This window comes from Streptomyces sp. NPDC029044 (assembly GCF_040637495.1).
GTDB lineage: Bacteria > Actinomycetota > Actinomycetes > Streptomycetales > Streptomycetaceae > Streptomyces.
In genome coordinates this window covers 1-21,194 of record NZ_JBEZWN010000007.1, presented here as the reverse complement: position 1 = coordinate 21,194, position 21,194 = coordinate 1, and the positions used below count along the sequence as shown (strand labels likewise).

General features: G+C 71.4%; 19 protein-coding genes. 18 read left to right on the top strand and 1 reads right to left on the bottom strand.

The window, feature by feature from the left end; all coding sequences use genetic code 11:
* Positions 1–129 precede the first annotated feature (129 nt).
* The 4 genes from AB0E85_RS08795 to nusB all read left to right on the top strand — a co-directional run bounded on the left by AB0E85_RS08795 (position 130) and on the right by nusB (position 3,340).
* On the top strand, positions 130–987 hold the full coding sequence (locus AB0E85_RS08795) for a Pro-rich N-terminal domain-containing protein (RefSeq protein WP_361924101.1): 858 nt from the start codon (positions 130–132) through the stop codon (positions 985–987).
* Positions 988–1,167: 180 nt separating this feature from the next.
* Positions 1,168–2,283 carry an aminopeptidase P family protein gene (locus AB0E85_RS08790; RefSeq protein ID WP_361924099.1) on the top strand — a complete coding sequence of 372 codons (1,116 nt, stop codon included), beginning with the start codon at positions 1,168–1,170 and terminating at the stop codon, positions 2,281–2,283.
* Between the two features lie 53 nt (positions 2,284–2,336).
* Complete coding sequence (gene efp, locus AB0E85_RS08785) at positions 2,337–2,903, top strand: elongation factor P (protein WP_361924097.1); 567 nt, start codon at positions 2,337–2,339, stop codon at positions 2,901–2,903.
* Between the two features lie 2 nt (positions 2,904–2,905).
* Positions 2,906–3,340, top strand: a complete 435-nt coding sequence (gene nusB, locus AB0E85_RS08780) for a transcription antitermination factor NusB (RefSeq protein WP_184843788.1) — start codon at positions 2,906–2,908, stop codon at positions 3,338–3,340.
* 194 nt (positions 3,341–3,534) lie between these two features.
* Here nusB and bldD read toward each other — a convergent pair whose 3' ends face one another.
* Complete coding sequence (gene bldD / locus AB0E85_RS08775; protein WP_018570201.1) at positions 3,535–4,038, bottom strand: transcriptional regulator BldD; 504 nt, start codon at positions 4,036–4,038, stop codon at positions 3,535–3,537.
* 266 nt (positions 4,039–4,304) lie between these two features.
* Here bldD and pyrR point away from each other — a divergent pair, with 266 nt between their 5' ends.
* The 14 genes from pyrR to AB0E85_RS08705 form a co-directional block, all read left to right on the top strand.
* Positions 4,305–4,871, top strand: a complete 567-nt coding sequence (gene pyrR / locus AB0E85_RS08770; protein ID WP_030843153.1) for a bifunctional pyr operon transcriptional regulator/uracil phosphoribosyltransferase PyrR — start codon at positions 4,305–4,307, stop codon at positions 4,869–4,871.
* Between the two features lie 104 nt (positions 4,872–4,975).
* Positions 4,976–5,953, top strand: coding sequence for an aspartate carbamoyltransferase catalytic subunit (locus AB0E85_RS08765; protein WP_161366446.1), 978 nt, complete (start codon positions 4,976–4,978; stop codon positions 5,951–5,953).
* A 5-nt stretch (positions 5,954–5,958) separates the two neighbouring features.
* Positions 5,959–7,245, top strand: coding sequence for a dihydroorotase (locus tag AB0E85_RS08760; protein ID WP_361924094.1), 1,287 nt, complete (start codon positions 5,959–5,961; stop codon positions 7,243–7,245).
* A complete protein-coding gene (locus tag AB0E85_RS08755) occupies positions 7,242–7,811 on the top strand; it encodes a hypothetical protein (RefSeq protein ID WP_361924092.1) in 570 nt (189 codons plus the stop codon). Before AB0E85_RS08760 ends, AB0E85_RS08755 begins: the two co-directional genes overlap by 4 nt.
* On the top strand, positions 7,808–8,950 hold the full coding sequence (gene carA / locus AB0E85_RS08750) for a glutamine-hydrolyzing carbamoyl-phosphate synthase small subunit (RefSeq protein ID WP_361924090.1): 1,143 nt from the start codon (positions 7,808–7,810) through the stop codon (positions 8,948–8,950). Before AB0E85_RS08755 ends, carA begins: the two co-directional genes overlap by 4 nt.
* Entirely contained in the window at positions 8,943–12,251 is a 3,309-nt protein-coding gene (gene carB, locus AB0E85_RS08745) for a carbamoyl-phosphate synthase large subunit (RefSeq protein ID WP_361924088.1), read from the top strand. Before carA ends, carB begins: the two co-directional genes overlap by 8 nt.
* Positions 12,252–12,321: 70 nt before the next feature.
* Positions 12,322–13,428, top strand: a complete 1,107-nt coding sequence (locus tag AB0E85_RS08740; RefSeq protein WP_361924085.1) for a quinone-dependent dihydroorotate dehydrogenase — start codon at positions 12,322–12,324, stop codon at positions 13,426–13,428.
* Positions 13,425–14,270: an orotidine-5'-phosphate decarboxylase gene (pyrF, locus tag AB0E85_RS08735; RefSeq protein WP_361924083.1), complete on the top strand. Its 846-nt coding sequence runs from the start codon at positions 13,425–13,427 to the stop codon at positions 14,268–14,270. The genes AB0E85_RS08740 and pyrF overlap by 4 nt, the downstream gene beginning before the upstream one ends.
* Positions 14,271–14,547: 277 nt before the next feature.
* Positions 14,548–14,871, top strand: coding sequence for an integration host factor (locus AB0E85_RS08730; RefSeq protein WP_003977346.1), 324 nt, complete (start codon positions 14,548–14,550; stop codon positions 14,869–14,871).
* 58 nt (positions 14,872–14,929) lie between these two features.
* The gene (gene gmk, locus AB0E85_RS08725; RefSeq protein WP_031105569.1) at positions 14,930–15,523 is read left to right on the top strand and encodes a guanylate kinase; all 594 of its coding nucleotides are present in this window, start codon (positions 14,930–14,932) and stop codon (positions 15,521–15,523) included.
* Positions 15,524–15,591: 68 nt separating this feature from the next.
* Positions 15,592–15,864: a DNA-directed RNA polymerase subunit omega gene (gene rpoZ / locus AB0E85_RS08720; protein WP_003988945.1), complete on the top strand. Its 273-nt coding sequence runs from the start codon at positions 15,592–15,594 to the stop codon at positions 15,862–15,864.
* A 114-nt stretch (positions 15,865–15,978) separates the two neighbouring features.
* Entirely contained in the window at positions 15,979–17,181 is a 1,203-nt protein-coding gene (coaBC, locus tag AB0E85_RS08715; RefSeq protein ID WP_361924080.1) for a bifunctional phosphopantothenoylcysteine decarboxylase/phosphopantothenate--cysteine ligase CoaBC, read from the top strand.
* A 237-nt stretch (positions 17,182–17,418) separates the two neighbouring features.
* On the top strand, positions 17,419–18,627 hold the full coding sequence (gene metK, locus AB0E85_RS08710) for a methionine adenosyltransferase (RefSeq protein ID WP_361924078.1): 1,209 nt from the start codon (positions 17,419–17,421) through the stop codon (positions 18,625–18,627).
* Positions 18,628–19,128: 501 nt separating this feature from the next.
* Positions 19,129–21,194: primosomal protein N' (locus tag AB0E85_RS08705; RefSeq protein WP_361924076.1), on the top strand; the 2,066-nt coding region annotated here is incomplete at its 3' end.

Here is a 21,194-nt window from a genome sequence, read left to right as displayed (position 1 = left end):
CGGAGCCGGGCACTTCGGGCCGCCCCCGGCCGTTCACACATCGACGACCGGGGGCGGTACCGTTCGGTAGCACGCGGGTACCGCCCCGCTGTCAGCGCCCATCGCCTGTACGAGACGGAGTGGCACCGGATGCAGCACGCAGTGGGTTCTCCGCTGCCGCCGCCCCATCAGCCGGGGCACGGACCGGCCACCGGCTGGTCGCCGGCCGCACAACACCCGGTCACGCCGAACGTGGGCACGCACCAGGGCCCCGGGCCCGTGCCCCCGCCGCCCCCGGCACCGGGATATCCCGCGCCCCCGCCCGGACCGGGACCGGCCGTGGCGTCGGTCCCGCCGACGCCGGAGACCACCGGGCACGTGCCGCTGCCTCCGGGCGGCCCGGTCGCCATGCCGATGGCCCCGCCCGCCGCGACCGTTCCCGATCCCGCCGGCACGACCCTCGCGGTGCTGCTCATCGGCCCCGCGGGCGCGGGCAAGACCAGCGTCGCCAAGTACTGGGCGGACCACCGCCGGGTGCCCACGGCCCACATCAGCCTCGACGACGTGCGCGAGTGGGTCCGCTCCGGCTTCGCCGACCCCCAGTCCGGCTGGAACGACAACTCCGAGGCGCAGTACCGCCTGGCCCGCCGCACGTGTGGCTTCGCCGCGCGGAACTTCCTGGCCAACGGCATCTCGTGCATCCTCGACGACGCGGTCTTCCCCGACCGCCCGGTCGTCGGCCTCGGCGGCTGGAAGCGCCACGTCGGGCCGGGCCTGTTGCCGGTCGTCCTGCTGCCCGGGCTGGACATCGTCCTCGAACGCAACGCGGAGCGCTCGGGCAACCGACGGCTCTCGGACGAGGAGGTGGCCCGCATCCACGGCCGCATGGCCGGCTGGTACGGATCCGGCCTGCCGATCATCGACAACTCCCAGCTGGACGTCCCGGAGACGGCACGCGTCCTGGACGACGTCCTCGCCCGCTCGATCGCCAGCCCACCCCAGTGGTGAGCGCCCCATAGGGGCGCGGGGAACTGCGCGACCAGCCCCCACACGCGCGCGGACGGCACGCGACCCCGCGCGGCACGACCCCTCCCGAAACAGCCCCCCAACCCGCCCGGACAAACCAGGCACCGCCCACTCAGACCCCCTCAACCGGCGCCAAACCGGCGGAGCTCATACGCTCGGGTCATGTCAGAGGTGTACGCGGCCCGCCGGACGCGTCTGAGGGACTACTGCAACGCGGGCGGCAGCGCGGCGGCGCTGGTCTCCCGCCCCGCCAATGTGCGCTATCTCGCGGGCGCCGCCCCGCACGGCGCCGTTCTGCTCCTGGGCAGGACCGAGGAGCAGGACCTCCTGGTCCGTGCCGGACCCACGGCCGACCGCCCCACGCAGGAGCGCCCCGACGAGGCACTGCGCGTACAGACCCTGCCCGGAGCCGGCGGCGGTGACCCGGCCGTCGCGGCCGCGGGCCTCGCCGCTGCCCAGGGCGCCGACTCCCTCGCGGTGGAGGAGCACCACCTCACGGTGGCCCGGCACAGAGCCCTCGGCTCGGTCGCTCCCCGACTGCGTCTCACCGGGCTCGGCAGCGCCGTCGAGCAGCTCAGGGTCGTCAAGGACGAGGAAGAGATCTCGTGTCTGCGCATCGGCGCCGAGATCGCCGACCAGGCCCTCGGCGAGCTCCTGGAGTCGATCCTCGTGGGCCGCACCGAGCGCCACCTCGCCCTGGAACTGGAGCGGCGGCTCGTGGACCACGGGGCGGACGGGCCGGCCTTCCCCACCTCGGTGGCCACCGGGCCGAACTCCGGCCGCCCCGGCCACCGGCCCACCGACCGCCGGGTCGAGGAGGGCGACTTCCTCTCCGTGTGCCTCGGGGCCACCTACCGCGGCTACCGCTGCGAGATCGGCCGCACCTTCGTCATCGGCACCGCTCCCGCGGACTGGCAGATCGAGCTGTACGACCTGGTCTTCGCAGCCCAGCGGGCCGGGCGTGAGAGCCTGGTACCCGGCGCCGCCTGCCGGGACGTCGACCGCGCCGCCCGCCAGGTCCTGGACTCCGCGGGGTACACGGAGGGCCTCACGGTCCTGACCGGACACGGTGTGGGGCTCGAAATCGACGAGGACCCTCAATTGAGCCCCGCGGCCATGGGTAAACTGGACGCTTGCGTGCCGGTCACCGTCGAACCGGGGGTCCACCTCCCGGGCCGGGGCGGCGTCCGGATCGATGACACGCTCGTCGTCCGCCCCGAGGCGGACGGCGGACCCGAGCTACTCACCATCACGACCAAGGAGCTGCTCGCCCTGTAGCCAGGCAGGCGCGTGCCCCGGGGTCGTACGTCAGTCCAGGAGATTCCGCAACCGTGGCTTCCACGAACGACCTCAAGAACGGCATGGTGCTCAAGCTCGAAGGCGGCCAGCTCTGGTCCGTCGTCGAGTTCCAGCACGTCAAGCCCGGCAAGGGCCCGGCCTTCGTGCGCACCAAGCTCAAGAACGTGCTCTCCGGCAAGGTCGTCGACAAGACCTTCAACGCCGGCGTCAAGGTCGAAACGGCCACCGTCGACAAGCGCGACATGCAGTTCTCCTACATGGACGGCGACTACTTCGTCTTCATGGACATGGAGACCTACGACCAGCTCCACGTCGACCGGAAGGCCGTCGGCGACGCCGCCAACTTCCTGATCGAGGGCTTCACCGCCACCGTCGCGCAGCACGAGGGCGAGGTGCTCTTCGTCGAGCTGCCGGCCGCCGTCGAGCTGGTCATCCAGGAGACCGAGCCGGGCGTCCAGGGCGACCGCTCCACCGGTGGCACCAAGCCCGCCATCCTGGAGACCGGCCACCAGATCAACGTGCCGCTCTTCATCACCACCGGTGAGAAGATCAAGGTCGACACCCGCACCAGCGACTACCTCGGCCGGGTGAACAGCTAACCGTGGCTGCCCGCAACACGGCCCGTAAGCGCGCCTTCCAGATCCTCTTCGAGGGGGACCAGCGCGGCGTCGAGGTGCTCACCGTCCTCGCGGACTGGGTCCGGCTGTCCCGGGCGGACACCCGGCAGCCGCCGGTCAGCGAGTACACGATGGAGCTGGTCGAGGGCTACGCGGAGCACGCGAAGCGCATCGACGAGCTGATCGCGCAGTACTCCGTCGGCTGGACGCTGGACCGGATGCCCGTCGTCGACCGCAACATCCTGCGGCTCGGTGCCTACGAGCTGATCTGGGTCGATGCGACGCCGGACGCCGTCGTCCTCGACGAGATGGTGCAGCTGGCGAAGGAGTTCTCCACGGACGAGTCGCCCTCGTTCGTCAACGGCCTGCTCGGCCGGCTGAAGGAACTCAAGCCCTCGCTCCGCCGCGACGAGGTCTGAGACGGACCACATGCCGGAGGGCCCGCAGCGTGACTGCTGCGGGCCCTCCGGCGTTCCTGCGGGCCCTCCGGCGTTCCTGTGGGCCCTCGGTGGGGCGCGGGGGTGTCAGAGCCGCACAACGCCGCCGGGGTGGCCGAGAACCATACGGTTTCGGCCACCCCGGCGGCACGTTTCTGCTGAGCCCGCGGAGCGGGTCAGGCCTCCTCGTGGGAGGCCACGGCGCGGCGCGCGTCCGCGTCGAGGACACCCCAGCTGATCAGCTGTTCCGTGAGGACGGACGGCGACTGGTCGTAGATGACGGCGAGTGTGCGCAGGTCGTCCTGGCGGATCGACAGCACCTTGCCGTTGTAGTCACCGCGCTGCGACTGGATCGTGGCCGCGTAGCGCTGAAGCGGGCCTGCCTTCTCGGCCGGCACCGTGGCCAGCCGCTCCAGGTCCAGGACCAGCTTCGGCGGCGGCTCGGCGGCCCCGCCCGGGGTCGTGCCCGGAAGCAGCTCCTGCACCGGAACGCCGTAGAAATCCGCCAGCTCGGCAAGGCGCTGTACGGTCACGGCACGGTCGCCGCGCTCGTACGAACCGACCACGACCGCCTTCCAGCGTCCCTGGGACTTCTCCTCGACACCGTGGAGGGAAAGGCCCTGCTGGGTGCGGATCGCCCGGAGCTTGGCCCCGAGCTGTTTGGCGTATTCGCTGGACATATAGCTCCCCGGCACTGTGTCGACGCGTCTGGCGTGGGTGCCAGGCCGCGCGGCTGGTAACTCACTGTGAGGTTACGCAGCGTTACTCTGCCGCGTCAAGCCGAATGGTCCGCACCGACTCTTCCGTGGTATCGGCGTTCCGTTAGGCCGAGTGGGTGATCCGAGGGGGCCATCGGAGCGACAACGGTGACCTGCTACCGTGTATGGCGCAATCCCGACGTCCTTTAAGGTCCGTCCCGTGAGGCGGAGAAGGAGGTCCGTTTCGTATGGACACGCACGACACGCAGTCCGATGCCCGGCCCGTTCTCGAAGGGCCCGACATCGCGCGGGTGCTGACCCGCATCGCCCACGAGATCGTCGAACGCGCCAAGGGCGCCGACGACGTGGTGCTCCTCGGCATTCCGACCCGGGGCGTCTTCCTCGCCCGGAGGATCGCGGACAAGCTGGAGCAGATCACCGAGCGCAAGGTTCCCTGCGGCTCGCTCGACATCACCATGTACCGCGACGACCTGCGCATGCACCCGCCACGCGCGCTCGCCCGCACCGAGATCCCCGGTGACGGCCTCGACGGCAAGCTAGTCGTCCTCGTCGACGACGTGCTCTTCTCCGGCCGCACCATCCGCGCCGCCCTCGACGCGCTGAACGACCTCGGGCGCCCGCGCGCGGTGCAGCTCGCCGTCCTCGTCGACCGCGGACACCGCGAACTGCCCATCCGCGCCGACTACGTCGGCAAGAACCTCCCCACGTCGTTGCGGGAGACGGTCAAGGTCCAGCTCGCCGAGGAGGACGGTCGCGACACCGTGCTGCTCGGTGCCAAGCCGACCCCTCAGTAGCGCTCCAGAGGCGTACGCCGCCGTCGTGCGCCGGCTCAGTGCGCGCCCCGGCGCGCCCGTCTGCCCCGAATCTCCCGAATGAACTGCCTTACGGAGCCTGACAGATGCAGCGTCATCTCATCTCGGCCGCCGACCTCACCCGCGACGACGCCGTCCTGATCCTCGACACCGCCGAGGAGATGGCCCGGGTCGCCGACCGGCCGATCAAGAAGCTGCCGACCCTGCGCGGCCGCACGATCGTCAACCTCTTCTTCGAGGACTCCACCCGGACCCGGATCTCCTTCGAGGCCGCCGAGAAGCGGCTGTCGGCGGACGTCATCAACTTCTCCGCCAAGGGCTCCAGCGTCTCCAAGGGCGAGTCCCTGAAGGACACCGCCCAGACCTTGGAGGCGATGGGCGTCGACGCCGTCGTCATCCGGCACGGCGCCTCCGGAGCCCCGTACCGCCTCGCCAACTCCGGCTGGATCGACGCGGCCGTCGTCAACGCCGGCGACGGCACCCACCAGCACCCCACGCAGGCGCTGCTCGACGCCTTCACCATGCGCCGCCGCCTGATCGGCCCGGACGCCGGACTCGGCCAGGACCTCGAAGGCAAGCGCATCACGCTCGTCGGCGACGTCCTGCACAGCCGGGTCGCCCGCTCCAACGTCGACCTGCTGCACACCCTCGGCGCCGAGGTCACCCTCGTCGCCCCGCCGACCCTGCTGCCGGTCGGCATCGAGACCTGGCCCTGCGAGGTCTCCTACGACCTCGACAGCACGCTGCCCAAGTCCGACGCGGTGATGATGCTGCGCGTCCAGCGCGAGCGCATGAACGCCGCGTTCTTCCCGACCGAGCGCGAGTACTCCCGGCGCTACGGCCTCGACGGCGACCGCATGGCGCGGATGCCCGAGCACGCCATCGTGATGCACCCCGGCCCGATGGTCCGCGGCATGGAGATCACAGCCGAGGTCGCCGACTCCGACCGCTGCACCGTCGTCGAGCAGGTCGCAAACGGAGTGTCCATCCGGATGGCCGTCCTGTACCTGCTGCTCGGGGGCAACGAGCCCGCCGTCACCCACCCCCGTACCGAGGAGAAGTAAGACAGATGAGCAAGATCCTGATCCGTGGTGCGAAGGTGCTCGGCGGCGAGCCGCAGGACGTGCTGATCGACGGCGGGACCATCGCCGAGGTGGGCACGGGGCTGTCCGCCGAGGGCGCCGAGATCGTCGAGGCCGAGGGCAAGGTGCTGCTGCCGGGCCTGGTCGACCTGCACACCCACCTGCGCGAGCCCGGCCGCGAGGACTCCGAGACCGTCCTCACCGGCACCCGGGCCGCGGCCTCCGGCGGCTACACGACCGTCTTCGCCATGGCCAACACCTTCCCGGTCGCCGACACCGCCGGTGTCGTCGAGCAGGTCTGGCGGCTCGGCAAGGAGCACGGCTACTGCGACGTCCAGCCGATCGGTGCCGTCACCGTCGGCCTGGAGGGCAGGAAGCTCGCCGAGCTGGGCGCCATGCACGAGTCGGCCGCCGGCGTCACCGTCTTCTCCGACGACGGCAAGTGCGTCCACGACGCCGTCATCATGCGCCGGGCCCTGGAGTACGTGAAGGCCTTCGGCGGTGTCGTCGCGCAGCACGCGCAGGAGCCGCGGCTGACCGAGGGCGCCGAGATGAACGAGGGGATCGTCTCCGCCGAGCTGGGCCTCGGAGGCTGGCCCGCGGTGGCCGAAGAATCGATCATCGCCCGGGATGTCCTGCTCGCCGACCACGTCGGCTCCCGCGTCCACATCTGCCACCTGTCGACCGCCGGGTCCGTCGAGATCGTCCGCTGGGCGAAGTCCCGCGGCATCGCCGTCACCGCCGAGGTCACCCCGCACCACCTCCTCCTCACGGATGAGCTGGTGCGCACCTACAACCCCATCTACAAGGTCAACCCGCCGCTGCGCACCGAGCGCGACGTCATGGCCCTGCGCGAGGCGCTCGCCGACGGCACGATCGACATCGTCGCCACCGACCACGCCCCGCACCCGCACGAGGACAAGGACTGCGAGTGGGCCGCGGCCGCCATGGGCATGGTCGGCCTGGAGACCGCGCTGTCGGTGGTGCAGGAGACCATGGTCGCAACGGGTCTGCTGGACTGGGCCGGCGTCGCCGACCGGATGTCCGTCAAGCCCGCGCAGATCGGACAGGCCACGGGCCACGGCCGTCCCGTCTCGGCAGGTGAGCCCGCCAACCTCACCCTGGTCGACACGGCATACCGTGGGCTCGTGGAACCCGCGGGCTTCGCCTCGCGCAGCCGCAACACCCCCTACGAGGGACGTGAGCTGCCGGGCCGTGTGACGCACACGTGGCTGCGGGGCAAGGCCACGCTCGTCGACGGGAAGCTCACGTGACACCTGTACTCCTGCTGGCCGCCGAGAAGGAATCGGCGCAAGTGACCGACTGGGCCGCCCGCATCGGCTGGGTCGTCGGCCTCGCCCTGTTCGTCGCCCTCGTCTACTGGCTGATGCGCGAGGGCTGGAAGTGGCGCGGCACCCTCCAGGGCGACCTGCCCGAGCTGCCCGTCACACCGGCCGGCCCGGGTCCCGCGAAGCTCACCCTGAGCGGCCGCTACCACGGCTCCACCACCGCCGGGCAGTGGCTCGACCGCATCGTCGCGCACGGCCTGGGCACCCGCAGCCGAGCCGAGCTGACGCTGACGGACGCCGGCCTCGACGTCGTACGCCCCGGTGCCCGGGACTTCTTCGTCCCGGCCGCGGCGCTGCGCGAGGCCCGGCTCGACAAGGGCATCGCCGGCAAGGTCCTCACCGAGGGCGGCCTGCTGGTCGTCACCTGGGAGCACGGCGACCGGCTGATCGACTCCGGCTTCCGCTCCGACCACGCGGCCGAGCACAACGCGTGGGTCGAAGCCATCAACTCCATGATCGAAACGAACACCAGGGAAGGCGCCGAACGATGACCACCTCCACCAGGGGAGCCGTCAAAACTCCCGCCGTACTCGTCCTGGAGGACGGCCGGATCTTTCGCGGCCGTGCTTACGGGGCCGTGGGGGAGACCTTCGGCGAAGCGGTGTTCTCCACCGGCATGACCGGCTACCAGGAGACCCTGACCGACCCCTCGTACCACCGCCAGGTCGTGGTGATGACCGCGCCGCACGTCGGCAACACCGGCGTCAACGACGAGGACATGGAGTCGAAGAAGATCTGGGTCTCCGGCTACGTCGTGCGCGACCCCGCGCGCGTGCCGTCCAGCTGGCGCTCCCGGCGCACGCTGGACGAGGAGCTGGACGCCCAGGGCGTCGTCGGCATCAGCGGCATCGACACCCGCGCCCTCACCCGCCACCTGCGCGAGCGGGGCGCCATGCGCGTCGGCATCTTCAGCGGCGGCGCCGTCCAGGACGACGCCGCGCTGCTGGCCCGTGTCCAGGAAGCCCCCCAGATGAAGGGCGCGAACCTCTCCGCCGAGGTCGCCACCACCGAGCCCTACGTCGTCCCGGCCATCGGCGAGAAGAAGTTCACCGTCGCCGCCGTCGACCTCGGCATCAAGGGCATGACCCCGCACCGCATGGCCGAGCGCGGCATCGAGGTGCACGTGCTCCCGGCGACCGCGACCGTCGAGGACGTGTACGCGGTGAACCCGGACGGCGTGTTCTTCTCCAACGGCCCGGGCGACCCGGCCACCGCCGACCACCCCGTCTCCGTGATGCAGGGCGTCCTGGAGCGCGGCACCCCGCTGTTCGGCATCTGCTTCGGCAACCAGATCCTGGGCCGCGCGCTCGGCTTCGGCACCTTCAAGCTGAAGTACGGCCACCGCGGCATCAACCAGCCGGTGCAGGACCGCACGACCGGCAAGGTCGAGGTCACCGCGCACAACCACGGCTTCGCCGTCGACGCCCCGCTCGACAAGGTCTCCGAGACCCCGTTCGGCCGCGCCGAGGTGTCCCACGTCTGCCTGAACGACAACGTGGTGGAGGGACTCCAGCTCCTCGACCGCCCCGCGTTCAGCGTCCAGTACCACCCCGAAGCGGCAGCCGGCCCGCACGACGCCGCCTACCTGTTCGACCGCTTCGTATCCCTGATGGAGGGCCAGCGTGCCTAAGCGCACCGATATCCAGTCCGTCCTGGTCATCGGCTCCGGCCCGATCGTCATCGGCCAGGCCGCCGAGTTCGACTACTCCGGCACCCAGGCGTGCCGCGTCCTCAAGTCCGAGGGTCTGCGGGTCGTCCTGGTGAACTCCAACCCGGCGACGATCATGACCGACCCGGAGATCGCCGACGCCACCTACGTCGAGCCGATCACCCCCGAGTTCGTCGAGAAGATCATCGCCAAGGAGCGCCCCGACGCGCTGCTGCCCACCCTGGGCGGTCAGACGGCCCTCAACACCGCCATCTCGCTGCACGAGGCCGGCACCCTCGACAAGTACGGCGTCGAGCTGATCGGCGCCAACGTCGAGGCCATCAACAAGGGCGAGGACCGCGACCTCTTCAAGGAGGTCGTCGAGGCCGTCCGCGGCAAGATCGGCCACGGCGAGTCCGCCCGCTCCGTGATCTGCCACTCCATGGACGACGTGATCCAGGGCGTCGACACGCTCGGCGGCTACCCCGTCGTCGTCCGCCCCTCCTTCACCATGGGCGGCGCCGGCTCCGGCTTCGCCCACGACGAGGAGGAGCTGCGCCGCATCGCCGGCCAGGGCCTCACGCTCTCCCCGACCACCGAGGTGCTTCTGGAGGAGTCCATCCTCGGCTGGAAGGAGTACGAGCTGGAGCTGATGCGCGACAAGCACGACAACGTCGTGGTCGTCTGCTCCATCGAGAACTTCGACCCCATGGGCGTGCACACCGGCGACTCCATCACGGTCGCGCCCGCGATGACGCTCACCGACCGCGAGTACCAGATCCTGCGCGACATCGGCATCGCCGTCATCCGCGAGGTCGGCGTCGACACCGGCGGCTGCAACATCCAGTTCGCGGTGAACCCCGAGGACGGCCGCGTCATCGTCATCGAGATGAACCCGCGCGTGTCCCGCTCCTCGGCGCTCGCCTCCAAGGCGACCGGCTTCCCGATCGCCAAGATCGCCGCGAAGCTCGCCGTCGGCTACACGCTGGACGAGATCCCGAACGACATCACCCAGGAGACCCCGGCCTCCTTCGAGCCGACGCTCGACTACGTGGTCGTGAAGGCCCCGCGGTTCGCCTTCGAGAAGTTCCCGAGCGCCGACGCCACGCTCACCACCACGATGAAGTCGGTCGGCGAGGCCATGGCCATCGGCCGCAACTTCACCGAGGCCTTCCAGAAGGCCCTGCGCTCCCTGGAGAAGAAGGGCAGCCAGTTCACCTTCGTCGGCGAGCCCGGCGACAAGAACGAGCTGCTGCGCGAGTCGGTCCGCCCCACCGACGGCCGCATCAACACCGTCATGCAGGCCATCCGTGCCGGCGCCACGCCCGAGGAGATCTTCGAGTACACGAAGATCGACCCCTGGTTCGTCGACCAGCTCTTCCTGATCAAGGAGATCGCCGACGAGCTGGCCGAGGCGCCCGAGCTGACCACCGACCTGCTCGCCGAGGCCAAGCGGCACGGCTTCTCCGATACGCAGATCGGCGAGATCCGCGGCCTGCGCGAGGACGTCGTCCGCGAGGTCCGGCACGCGCTGGGCATCCGCCCGGTCTACAAGACGGTCGACACCTGCGCCGCCGAGTTCGCCGCGAAGACGCCGTACTTCTACTCCTCCTACGACGAGGAGAGCGAGGTCGCCTCCCGCGATAAGCCGGCCGTCATCATCCTGGGCTCCGGCCCGAACCGCATCGGCCAGGGCATCGAGTTCGACTACTCCTGCGTCCACGCCTCCTTCGCGCTCAGCGACGCGGGCTACGAGACGGTGATGGTCAACTGCAACCCGGAGACCGTCTCCACGGACTACGACACCTCCGACCGCCTGTACTTCGAGCCGCTGACGCTCGAGGACGTGCTGGAGATCGTGCACGCCGAGCAGCAGGCCGGGCCCGTCGCGGGTGTCGTCGTCCAGCTCGGCGGCCAGACTCCGCTGGGCCTGTCGCAGGCGCTCAAGGACAACGGCGTGCCGATCGTCGGCACCTCCCCGGAGGCCATCCACGCCGCCGAGGACCGGGGCGCCTTCGGCCGGGTCCTCCAGGAGGCCGGCCTCCCGGCCCCCAAGCACGGCACCGCCACCACCTTCGCCGAGGCCAAGGCCATCGCCGACGAGATCGGCTACCCGGTCCTGGTGCGCCCCTCGTACGTCCTGGGCGGGCGCGGCATGGAGATCGTCTACGACGAGACCCGGCTGGAGTCCTACATCGCCGAGTCGACCGAGATCAGCCCGTCCCGGCCGGTCCTGGTCGACCGGTTCCTCGACGACGCGATCGAGATCGACGTCGACGCCCTCTACGACGGCGAGGAGCTCTACCTCGGCGGCGTCATGGAGCACATCGAGGAGGCCGGCATCCACTCCGGCGACTCGGCGTGCGCCCTGCCCCCGATCACACTGGGCGGCTTCGACATCAAGCGCCTGCGCGCCTCCACGGAGGGCATCGCCAAGGGCGTCGGGGTCCGCGGCCTGATCAACATCCAGTTCGCGCTCGCGGGCGACATCCTCTACGTCCTGGAGGCCAACCCGCGCGCGTCCCGGACCGTCCCCTTCACCTCGAAGGCGACGGCGGTGCCGCTGGCCAAGGCCGCCGCCCGGATCTCGCTGGGCGCGACCATCGCCGAGCTGCGCGCCGAGGGGCTGCTCCCGGCCACGGGCGACGGCGGCGAGCTGCCGTTCGACGCGCCGATCTCCGTCAAGGAGGCCGTCATGCCGTGGTCGCGCTTCCGCGACATCCACGGCCGCGGCGTCGACACCGTCCTCGGCCCGGAGATGCGCTCCACCGGCGAGGTCATGGGCATCGACTCCGTCTTCGGCACGGCGTACGCCAAGTCGCAGGCGGGCGCCTACGGCCCGCTGCCCACCAAGGGCCGCGCGTTCATCTCGGTCGCCAACCGCGACAAGCGCTCGATGATCTTCCCGGCCCGCGAACTGGTCGGTCACGGCTTCGAACTGCTCGCCACCTCCGGCACCGCCGAGGTCCTCAAGCGCAACGGCATCAACGCCACCATCGTGCGCAAGCAGTCCGAGGGCACCGGCCCGAACGGCGAGAAGACCATCGTCCAGCTCATCCACGACGGCGAGGTCGACCTCATCGTCAACACCCCGTACGGCACGGGCGGCCGCCTCGACGGCTACGACATCCGAACGGCGGCCGTGGCACGCTCCGTGCCCTGCCTGACGACGGTCCAGGCGCTCGCGGCGGCGGTCCAGGGCATCGACGCCCTCAACCGCGGCGACGTGAGCGTCCGCTCGCTCCAGGAACACGCGGAACACCTGACCGCGGCCCGCGACTAGCAGCCCCGAGGGGGACACCGGAAACGGTGTCCCCCTCTTCGTGAGGACGCCGAGTCCTCGTGAGGACACCATGTACAACATCTTCTTCCGTCTCGTCTTCAAGAGGCTGGACCCGGAGCAGGCCCACCACCTGGCCTTCCGCTGGATCCGCCTGGCCGCCCGCGTGCCCGTACTGCGAACCTTCCTGGCGGCCGCCCTCGCACCCCGGTACAAGGAGCTGCGCACCGAGGCCCTGGGCCTGCGGATGCACGGCCCGTTCGGGCTCGCCGCGGGCTTCGACAAGAACGCCGTCGGCATCGACGGGATGGCCATGCTCGGCTTCGACCACGTCGAGATCGGCACGGTGACCGGCGAACCGCAGCCCGGCAACCCCAAGCAGCGGCTGTTCCGCCTGGTCAAGGACCGTGCGCTGATCAACCGCATGGGCTTCAACAACGACGGCTCGCTCCGTGTCGCCGCCCGCCTGGCCTCCCGTACGCCCGTCTTCAAGCCGGTCGTCGGCGTCAACATCGGCAAGACCAAGGTCGTCCCCGAGGAGGAGGCCGTCGCGGACTACGTGAAGTCCGCCGAGCGGCTCGCGCCGTACGCCGACTACCTGGTCGTCAACGTCTCCTCGCCGAACACGCCGGGCCTGCGCAACCTCCAGGCGACGGAGGCGCTCCGCCCCCTGCTGAGCGCCGTCCGCGAGGCGGCCGACCGCACGGTGTCCGCGCGGCGCGTCCCGCTGCTGGTCAAGATCGCGCCGGACCTCGCCGACGAGGACGTCGACGCCGTCGCCGACCTCGCCGTGGAGCTCGGGCTGGACGGCATCATCGCCACCAACACCACCATCGCGCGCGAGGGCCTCGGCATGAAGGCGGACGCCTCCCTGGTCAAGGAGACCGGCGGCCTGTCCGGGGCGCCCCTGAAGGAGCGCTCCCTGGAGGTCCTGCGCCGCCTCTACGCGCGCGTGGGCGACCGGATCACCCTGGTGGGCGTCGGCGGCATCGAGAACGCCGAGGACGCCTGGCAGCGCATCCTGGCAGGCGCCACGCTGGTCCAGGGCTACAGCGCCTTCATCTACGAGGGTCCCTTCTGGGGCCGCGCCATCCACAAGGGGCTCGCCGCACGCCTGGCCACCAGCCCCTACGCCACGCTCGCCGACGCGGTGGGCGCCGACGTGAGGAAGACGGCATGAGTGGTCTCGAACCCTTCGGCGCGCGCCTGCGCCGGGCCATGGACGAGCGTGGCCCGCTGTGCGTCGGCATCGACCCGCACGCCTCCCTGCTCGCCGAGTGGGGCCTGAACGACGACGTGGCGGGCCTTGAGCGGTTCAGCCGCACGGTCGTCGAGGCGGTGGCCGACCGGGTCGCCGTGCTCAAGCCGCAGAGCGCGTTCTTCGAGCGCTTCGGCTCGCGCGGCGTCGCCGTGCTGGAGAAGTCGGTCGCCGAGGCCCGGGCGGCGGGCGCGCTGGTCGTCATGGACGCCAAGCGCGGCGACATCGGCTCCACCATGGCCGCGTATGCCGAGTCCTTCCTGCACAAGGACGCGCCGCTGTTCTCCGACGCCCTGACGGTCTCGCCGTACCTCGGCTACGGCTCGCTCGCCCCGGCCGTGGCCCTGGCCCGGGAGAACGGCGCGGGCCTCTTCGTGCTGGCGCTGACGTCCAACCCGGAGGGCGGCGAGGTCCAGCACGCCGTGCGCTCCGACGGCCGGAACGTCGGAGCGACGATGCTGGCGCACCTGGCCGCCGAGAACACGGGGGAGGAGCCCCTGGGGTCCTTCGGCGCGGTCGTCGGCGCCACCCTCGGTGATCTGTCGACATACGACCTGGACATCAACGGCCCGCTCCTCGCACCCGGCATCGGCGCGCAGGGTGCCACGCCGGCCGATCTTCCCGGCGTCTTCGGTGCGGCGGTGCGCAACGTCGTGCCGAACGTCAGCCGGGGAGTGCTACGCCACGGTCCCGACGCGGTCGCTCTGCGTGACGCGGCGGAGCGCTTCGCGGAGGAGATCCGGCACGCCGTGACGCCGTCGTGAGGCGGTCCAGACCTTACCGCGAGACCTCCGATGAGTGGTCAGTGGCCCGCTTGAGTCTGAATACATCCTCAAATCCGGGGCAGTATGTCCTAAATGTCCGTTCAGATGAAGGCTGACCAGGACTTTTCCGCTGTTCTCGCTGACTCTGGCGGACTTGCCCGCTAGTCTCCGACGAGAGAACGGGCAAGCGTGTGTTGCTCGTGGCTCCCCAGGTGTGGGGCGACTAGGTTCCTCACCGGTCCGTATCCGACAGTTCGACATCCGAGGTGACGTAGGCGTGGCTCTTCCGCCCCTTACCCCTGAACAGCGCGCAGCCGCGCTCGAAAAGGCCGCCGCGGCTCGCCGGGAGCGGGCCGAGGTCAAGAATCGACTCAAGCACTCCGGCGCCTCCCTTCACGAGGTCATCAAGCAGGGCCAGGAGAACGACGTCATCGGCAAGATGAAGGTCTCCGCCCTCCTCGAGTCGCTGCCGGGCGTGGGCAAGGTCCGCGCCAAGCAGATCATGGAGCGACTCGGCATCTCCGAGAGCCGCCGCGTGCGGGGTCTCGGTTCCAACCAGATCGCCTCCCTGGAGCGCGAGTTCGGCAGCACCGGTTCCTGAACCGGGCGCTCCGGGGAAGCGAGTCCCGGGCACTCCGCGATTGCTGGATAATCGCTGCATGGCTGCAACACCCCGGGGGACGTCCCCCGTACCCCCGGACGTACGTCCGCGGCTGACCGTGCTCTCCGGCCCCTCCGGGGTCGGCAAGAGCACGGTCGTCGCTCATATGCGCAAGGAACACCCCGAGGTCTGGCTCTCGGTGTCGGCGACGACCCGCAAGCCCCGCCCCGGCGAGCAGCACGGAGTCCACTACTTCTTCGTCTCCGACGACGAGATGGACAAGCTGATCGCCAACGGGGAACTGCTGGAGTGGGCCGAGTTCGCCGGCAACCGCTACGGCACGCCGCGTGCGGCCGTGCAGGAGCGCCTGGAGAACGGCGAGCCCGTCCTCCTGGAGATCGACCTCCAGGGCGCCCGGCTGGTCCGCGAGTCGATGCCCGAGGCCCAGCTGGTGTTCCTGGCTCCTCCCTCCTGGGAGGAGCTCGTGCGCCGGCTCACCGGGCGGGGCACCGAACCGCCCGAGGTGATCGAGCGCAGGCTCGAAGCGGCGAAGATCGAACTCGCGGCCGAGCCGGAGTTCGACACCACCCTGGTCAACACCTCCGTCGAGGACGTAGCACGCGAGCTGCTAGCCTTGATGGACGTCGTGTGACCATCGCTGACCGTTCCGGTCGGCTGATCAGCCCGACAGATTCTTTCCCATCCATCGGAAGGTAGAGCGTGTCCTCTTCCATCTCCGCGCCCGAGGGCATCATCAACCCGCCGATCGACGAGCTCCTCGAGGCCACCGACTCGAAGTACAGCCTCGTGATCTACGCGGCCAAGCGTGCCCGCCAGATCAACGCGTACTACTCGCAGCTCGGCGAGGGTCTCCTCGAGTACGTCGGTCCTCTCGTCGACACCCACGTCCACGAGAAGCCGCTCTCGATCGCCCTCCGCGAGATCAACGCGGGGCTCCTGACGTCCGAGGCCGTCGAGGGCCCGGCGCAGTAAGTAGGATTTACAGCTTTGCGCTGACTTATCCACAGGCCCGGCAGGCCGACTGCCGGGCCTGTGGTGTGTCATGGAGTCGTACGGTGTGCCGGTTGCCGAGGTCCGGGGAGAGACGTGGACAAGCCGAAGGTCGTTCTGGGGGTCAGCGGGGGCATCGCCGCGTACAAGGCCTGTGAGCTGCTGCGGCGGCTGACGGAGTCGGGCCACGAGGTGCGGGTGGTGCCCACGGCCTCCGCGCTGCACTTCGTCGGCGCCGCCACCTGGTCCGCGCTGTCCGGCAACCCCGTCTCCACCGAGGTCTGGGACGACGTCCACGAAGTCCCGCACGTCCGCATCGGGCAGCAGGCCGACCTGGTCGTCGTCGCCCCCGCCACCGCCGACACCCTCGCCAAGGCGGCCCACGGCCTCGCGGACGACCTCCTCACCAACACCCTGCTCACCGCCCGCTGCCCGGTCGTCTTCGCCCCCGCCATGCACACGGAGATGTGGGAGCACCCGGCCACCCAGGAGAACGTGGCGACGCTGCGCCGCCGCGGCGCCCTCGTCATCGAGCCGGCCGTCGGTCGCCTCACCGGCGTCGACACCGGCAAGGGCCGGCTGCCGGACCCGGGGGAGATCTTCGAGGTCTGCCGCCGCGTCCTGGCCCGGGGCGTCACCGAGCCCGACCTCGCGGGCCGGCACGTCGTCGTCAGCGCCGGCGGCACCCGCGAGCCCCTGGACCCCGTCCGCTTCCTCGGCAACCGCTCCTCCGGCAAGCAGGGCTACGCCCTTGCCCGCACCGCCGCCGCCCGCGGCGCCCGGGTCACGCTGATCGCGGCCAACAGCACCCTGCCGGCCCCCGCGGGCGTGGACGTCGTACCGGTCGGAACCGCCGTGGAGCTGCGCGAGGCGGTGCTGCGGGCCGCCCCGGAGGCCGACGCCGTGGTGATGGCGGCCGCGGTGGCGGACTTCCGTCCCGCGGCGTACGCGGCAGGGAAGATCAAGAAGAAGGACGGCCAGGAGCCGGAGCCGGTCACCCTGGTGCGGAATCCGGACATTCTCGCGGAGATCTCGGCCGACCGGGCCCGCCCCGGACAGGTGATCGTCGGCTTCGCCGCCGAGACGGACGACGTCCTGGCCAACGGCCGCGCCAAGCTCAAGCGCAAGGGCTGCGACCTGCTGGTCGTGAACGAGGTGGGGGAGCGGAAGACCTTCGGTTCCGAGGAGAACGAGGCGGTCGTGCTCGGCGCCGACGGCAGCGAGACCGCGGTGGCGCACGGGCCCAAGGAAGCCCTGGCCGAGACCGTGTGGGACCTGGTGGCCGAGCGCCTGAGCTGATGACCCGGGCGCCGCGTACCCCCTCGAATGCGGGTGGATCGGGGCGTGGCGCCTCTGGCCAACGTCGCTCGGCATTGGGCAGAATGCCCGTGCCGCAGGTCACAGCACTCCCGAGTGGCGAGACGGGGGGACCGTGGCCGAAGCGTGACCCGTAAACTGTTCCACGGACGGCGCCGGGTGCAGCCCCCGCCGTCCGCCAATGATCAGCCAGCAGCCGCTGCAACCTCAGGGAGCGTTGTGTCCCGTCGTCTGTTCACCTCGGAGTCCGTGACCGAGGGTCACCCCGACAAGATCGCTGACCAGATCAGCGACACCATTCTCGACGCGCTTCTGCGCGAGGACCCCTCATCCCGGGTCGCCGTCGAGACCCTGATCACGACCGGCCTGGTGCACGTGGCCGGCGAGGTCACGACCAAGGCGTACGCGGACATCGCGACGCTGGTCCGGAACAAGATCCTCGAAATCGGCTACGACTCCTCCAAGAAGGGCTTCGACGGCGCCTCCTGCGGCGTGTCGGTGTCGATCGGCGCGCAGTCCCCGGACATCGCCCAGGGCGTGGACACGGCGTACGAGAACCGTGTCGAGGGTGACGACGACGAGCTCGACAAGCAGGGCGCGGGCGACCAGGGCCTGATGTTCGGCTACGCGACGGACGAGACGCCGACGCTGATGCCGCTGCCGATCTTCCTGGCGCACCGCCTGTCGAAGCGCCTGTCCGACGTGCGCAAGAACGGCACGATCCCCTACCTGCGCCCGGACGGCAAGACGCAGGTCACCATCGAGTACGACGGTGACAAGGCGGTCCGCCTGGACACCGTGGTGGTCTCCTCCCAGCACGCCTCCGACATCGACCTGGAGTCGCTCCTGGCTCCGGACATCAAGGAGTTCGTCGTCGAGCCGGAGCTCAAGGCGCTCCTGGACGACGGCATCAAGCTGGACACGGAGAACTACCGTCTCCTGGTCAACCCGACCGGCCGTTTCGAGATCGGCGGCCCGATGGGTGACGCCGGCCTGACCGGCCGCAAGATCATCATCGACACCTACGGCGGCATGGCTCGGCACGGTGGTGGCGCGTTCTCCGGCAAGGACCCGTCGAAGGTCGACCGGTCCGCGGCGTACGCGATGCGCTGGGTCGCGAAGAACGTCGTGGCCGCGGGCCTCGCCACCCGCTGCGAGGTCCAGGTCGCGTACGCGATCGGCAAGGCCGAGCCGGTGGGCCTGTTCGTCGAGACCTTCGGCACCGCCAAGATCGACACGGAGAAGATCGAGAAGGCGATCGACGAGGTCTTCGACCTCCGTCCGGCCGCCATCATCCGCGACCTCGACCTGCTCCGCCCGATCTACTCCCAGACGGCGGCGTACGGCCACTTCGGCCGCGAGCTGCCCGACTTCACCTGGGAGCGGACGGACCGCGTGGACGCGCTGCGCACGGCCGCGGGGCTGTAGGTCCCGCCCTTCAGGCATCGCGTGAGGCCCGGCACCCTTGGGGGGCCGGGCCTTCGGCGTGCGCTCCGGGCCGCGTCGGGGCCGCTCTCGCCCGCCCGTTCGCCCGCCCGTTCCTGCCTCGCGCGGGCCGCTCCTGCCTTGCGCGCGCCTGTTTCCGCTTTACGCGGGCCGCTCCTACCTTGCGCGCGCCTGTTTCCGCTTCACGCGGGCCGTTCCTGCCTTGCGCGGGCTCGTGCCTGCCCTGCGGGCCTGCCGGGCCTGGGGGCCTTCAAATCGGTTCGCGGGCGGCGCGGGCGCTCTCTACGGTGGACAGTGCCGGGGCGCCCGGTGCGAAGGTGACGGATACTTCTGGGCTCGAAGCAGCCCCCGCGGGTTCGAATCCCGCCGTCGGCCGGGCGGTGCCCGGTGGCGTGGCCGAGTGGTCCAAGGCGAGTGCGCGCCGTCACCGCGAGGGAACTCGGGCGCCTCCGCTTGTCAGTGGCGTTTGGTAAGAATGCAAGCGTGAGCAGCGAGAACGAACAGACGGGCGGCGGGGCCGAGGGTGCCCCGCCCGAGCAGCTCGCGCTCATCCGGGACAGCGTGCGCAAGGCCAGGACGCCCCGGGCCAAACCGCGCACCTGGCGGGGCGCCGCGCTCGCCAAGGAGCTCCCCGTCGCACGCGTCCTCGTCGACAAGGGCGTCCTCCACCTCGACCGCTACTTCGACTACGCCGTCCCCGAGGAGCTGGACGCGGACGCCCGGCCGGGCGTGCGGGTACGGGTGCGGTTCGGGGCCGGACGGCATCGCGTGCGGGACGGGCGGCGCGAGGGCGGCGGACTGATCGACGGGTTCCTCGTCGAGCGCCGCGCCGAGTCCGACTACTCGGGGCCGCTGGCAGCCCTCGCCCAGGTCGTGTCGCCCGAGCGGGTGCTCAGCGAGGAACTGCTGGGGCTGGCCCGGGCGGTCGCCGACCGGTACGCGGGCAGCCTCGCCGACGTCTTGCAGCTCGCCGTACCGCCGCGCAACGCACGGGCCGAGCAGCGGCCCTCACCCGACCCGCTGCCACCGCCCCCGGCGCCGGAGGCGGGCTCCTGGCAGCGGTACGAGCGAGGAGCGGCGTTCCTGGAGTCCCTGGCCTCCGGCGGGGCGCCCCGGGCCGTGTGGAACGCGCTGCCAGGGCCGCAGTGGAGCGAGGAGCTGGCCCGGGCCGTCGCCGCGACGCTGGCCTCCGGACGCGGGGCGCTCGCCGTCCTGCCCGACGGACGCGCGGTCGCGCGGGTCGACGCCGCCCTGACCTCCCTGCTGGGGAAGGGGCGGCACGCGGTGCTCACCGCCGACGCCGGCCCCGAGAAGCGGTACGCGCAGTGGCTCGCGGTGCGACGCGGTTCCGTACGGGCCGTGATCGGGACCCGGGCCGCGATGTTCGCGCCGGTCCAGGACCTGGGCCTGGTCGCCCTCTGGGACGACGGCGACGACAGTCACAGCGAGCAGCACGCCCCGCAGCCCCACGCCCGCGAGGTGCTCCTGCTGCGGGCCGCGCAGGACAAGTGCGGTTTCCTGCTGGGGAGCTGGGGCTGCACGGTGGAGGCCGCGCAGCTCGTCGAGAGCGGCTGGGCGCGGCCGCTCGTATCCGGCCGGGACCAGGTCCGGGCCGCCGCCCCGCTCGTACGGACCGTCGGGGACCAGGATCTCGCCCGCGACGAGGCCGCCCGGGCCGCCCGGCTGCCGACCCTCGCCTGGCAGGCCGTCAGGGAGGGCCTGCGGCACGGCCCGGTGCTGGTGCAGGTGCCCCGCGGGGGGTACGTGCCGCGGATGGCGTGTGCCGGCTGCCGGGCGCCCGCGCGGTGCCGGCACTGCTCCGGGCCGCTGGAGGCTCCGGACGGCGGGGGACTGAACTGCGGGTGGTGCGGACGCGAGGAGAGCGGCTGGCACTGCCCGGAGTGCGGCTCCTTCCGCCTGCGCGCCTCGGTCGTCGGGGCGCGCCGGACCGCCGAGGAGCTCGGCCGGGCCTTCCCCGCCGTACCGGTACGCACCTCGGGGCGGGAGCACGTGCTGGACACGGTGCCGGGGGCTCCCGCGCTGGTCGTGAGTACGCCCGGCGCCGAGCCCGTCGCCGAGGGCGGGTACGCGGCGGCGCTGCTGCTGGACGGCTGGGCGATGCTCGGACGGCCCGATCTGCGGGCCGGGGAGGACGCGTTGCGGCGGTGGATCGCGGCCGCGTCGCTCGTCCGGCCGCAGTCGGAGGGCGGCACGGTGGTGGTCGTGGCCGAGCCGACGCTGCGGCCCGTGCAGGCGCTCGTCCGGTGGGACCCCGTCGGGCACGCGGTGCGGGAGCTCGCCGAGCGGGCGGAGCTGGGGTTTCCGCCGGTGTCGCGGATGGCGGCCGTGTCGGGCCCCGCGGAGGCGGTGGCCGACTTCCTCCGCGCGGCCCAACTGCCGCCCGAGGCCGAGGTGCTGGGGCCGGTGCCGCTGCCCGCTCCCTTCCCCGGCCGACCGCGGCGGGCGGGGGCACCTGGTCAACCGCCGCGGGGGCACCGTGCTCGGCCGCACTGCCGCCCCGAGCCTGAGCGCCCTCGGCGAGCCCGTCG

Coding starts and splice junctions, on each gene's coding strand:
- gmk (WP_031105569.1), top strand. CDS start 14,930: ATGGCTGCAACACCCCGGGGGACGTCCCCCGTACCCCCGGACGTACGT.
- AB0E85_RS08765 (WP_161366446.1), top strand. CDS start 4,976: ATGCAGCGTCATCTCATCTCGGCCGCCGACCTCACCCGCGACGACGCC.
- pyrR (WP_030843153.1), top strand. CDS start 4,305: ATGGACACGCACGACACGCAGTCCGATGCCCGGCCCGTTCTCGAAGGG.
- AB0E85_RS08795 (WP_361924101.1), top strand. CDS start 130: ATGCAGCACGCAGTGGGTTCTCCGCTGCCGCCGCCCCATCAGCCGGGG.
- pyrF (WP_361924083.1), top strand. CDS start 13,425: ATGAGTGGTCTCGAACCCTTCGGCGCGCGCCTGCGCCGGGCCATGGAC.
- carA (WP_361924090.1), top strand. CDS start 7,808: ATGACCACCTCCACCAGGGGAGCCGTCAAAACTCCCGCCGTACTCGTC.
- AB0E85_RS08740 (WP_361924085.1), top strand. CDS start 12,322: ATGTACAACATCTTCTTCCGTCTCGTCTTCAAGAGGCTGGACCCGGAG.
- bldD (WP_018570201.1), bottom strand. CDS start 4,038: ATGTCCAGCGAATACGCCAAACAGCTCGGGGCCAAGCTCCGGGCGATC.
- AB0E85_RS08760 (WP_361924094.1), top strand. CDS start 5,959: ATGAGCAAGATCCTGATCCGTGGTGCGAAGGTGCTCGGCGGCGAGCCG.
- AB0E85_RS08790 (WP_361924099.1), top strand. CDS start 1,168: ATGTCAGAGGTGTACGCGGCCCGCCGGACGCGTCTGAGGGACTACTGC.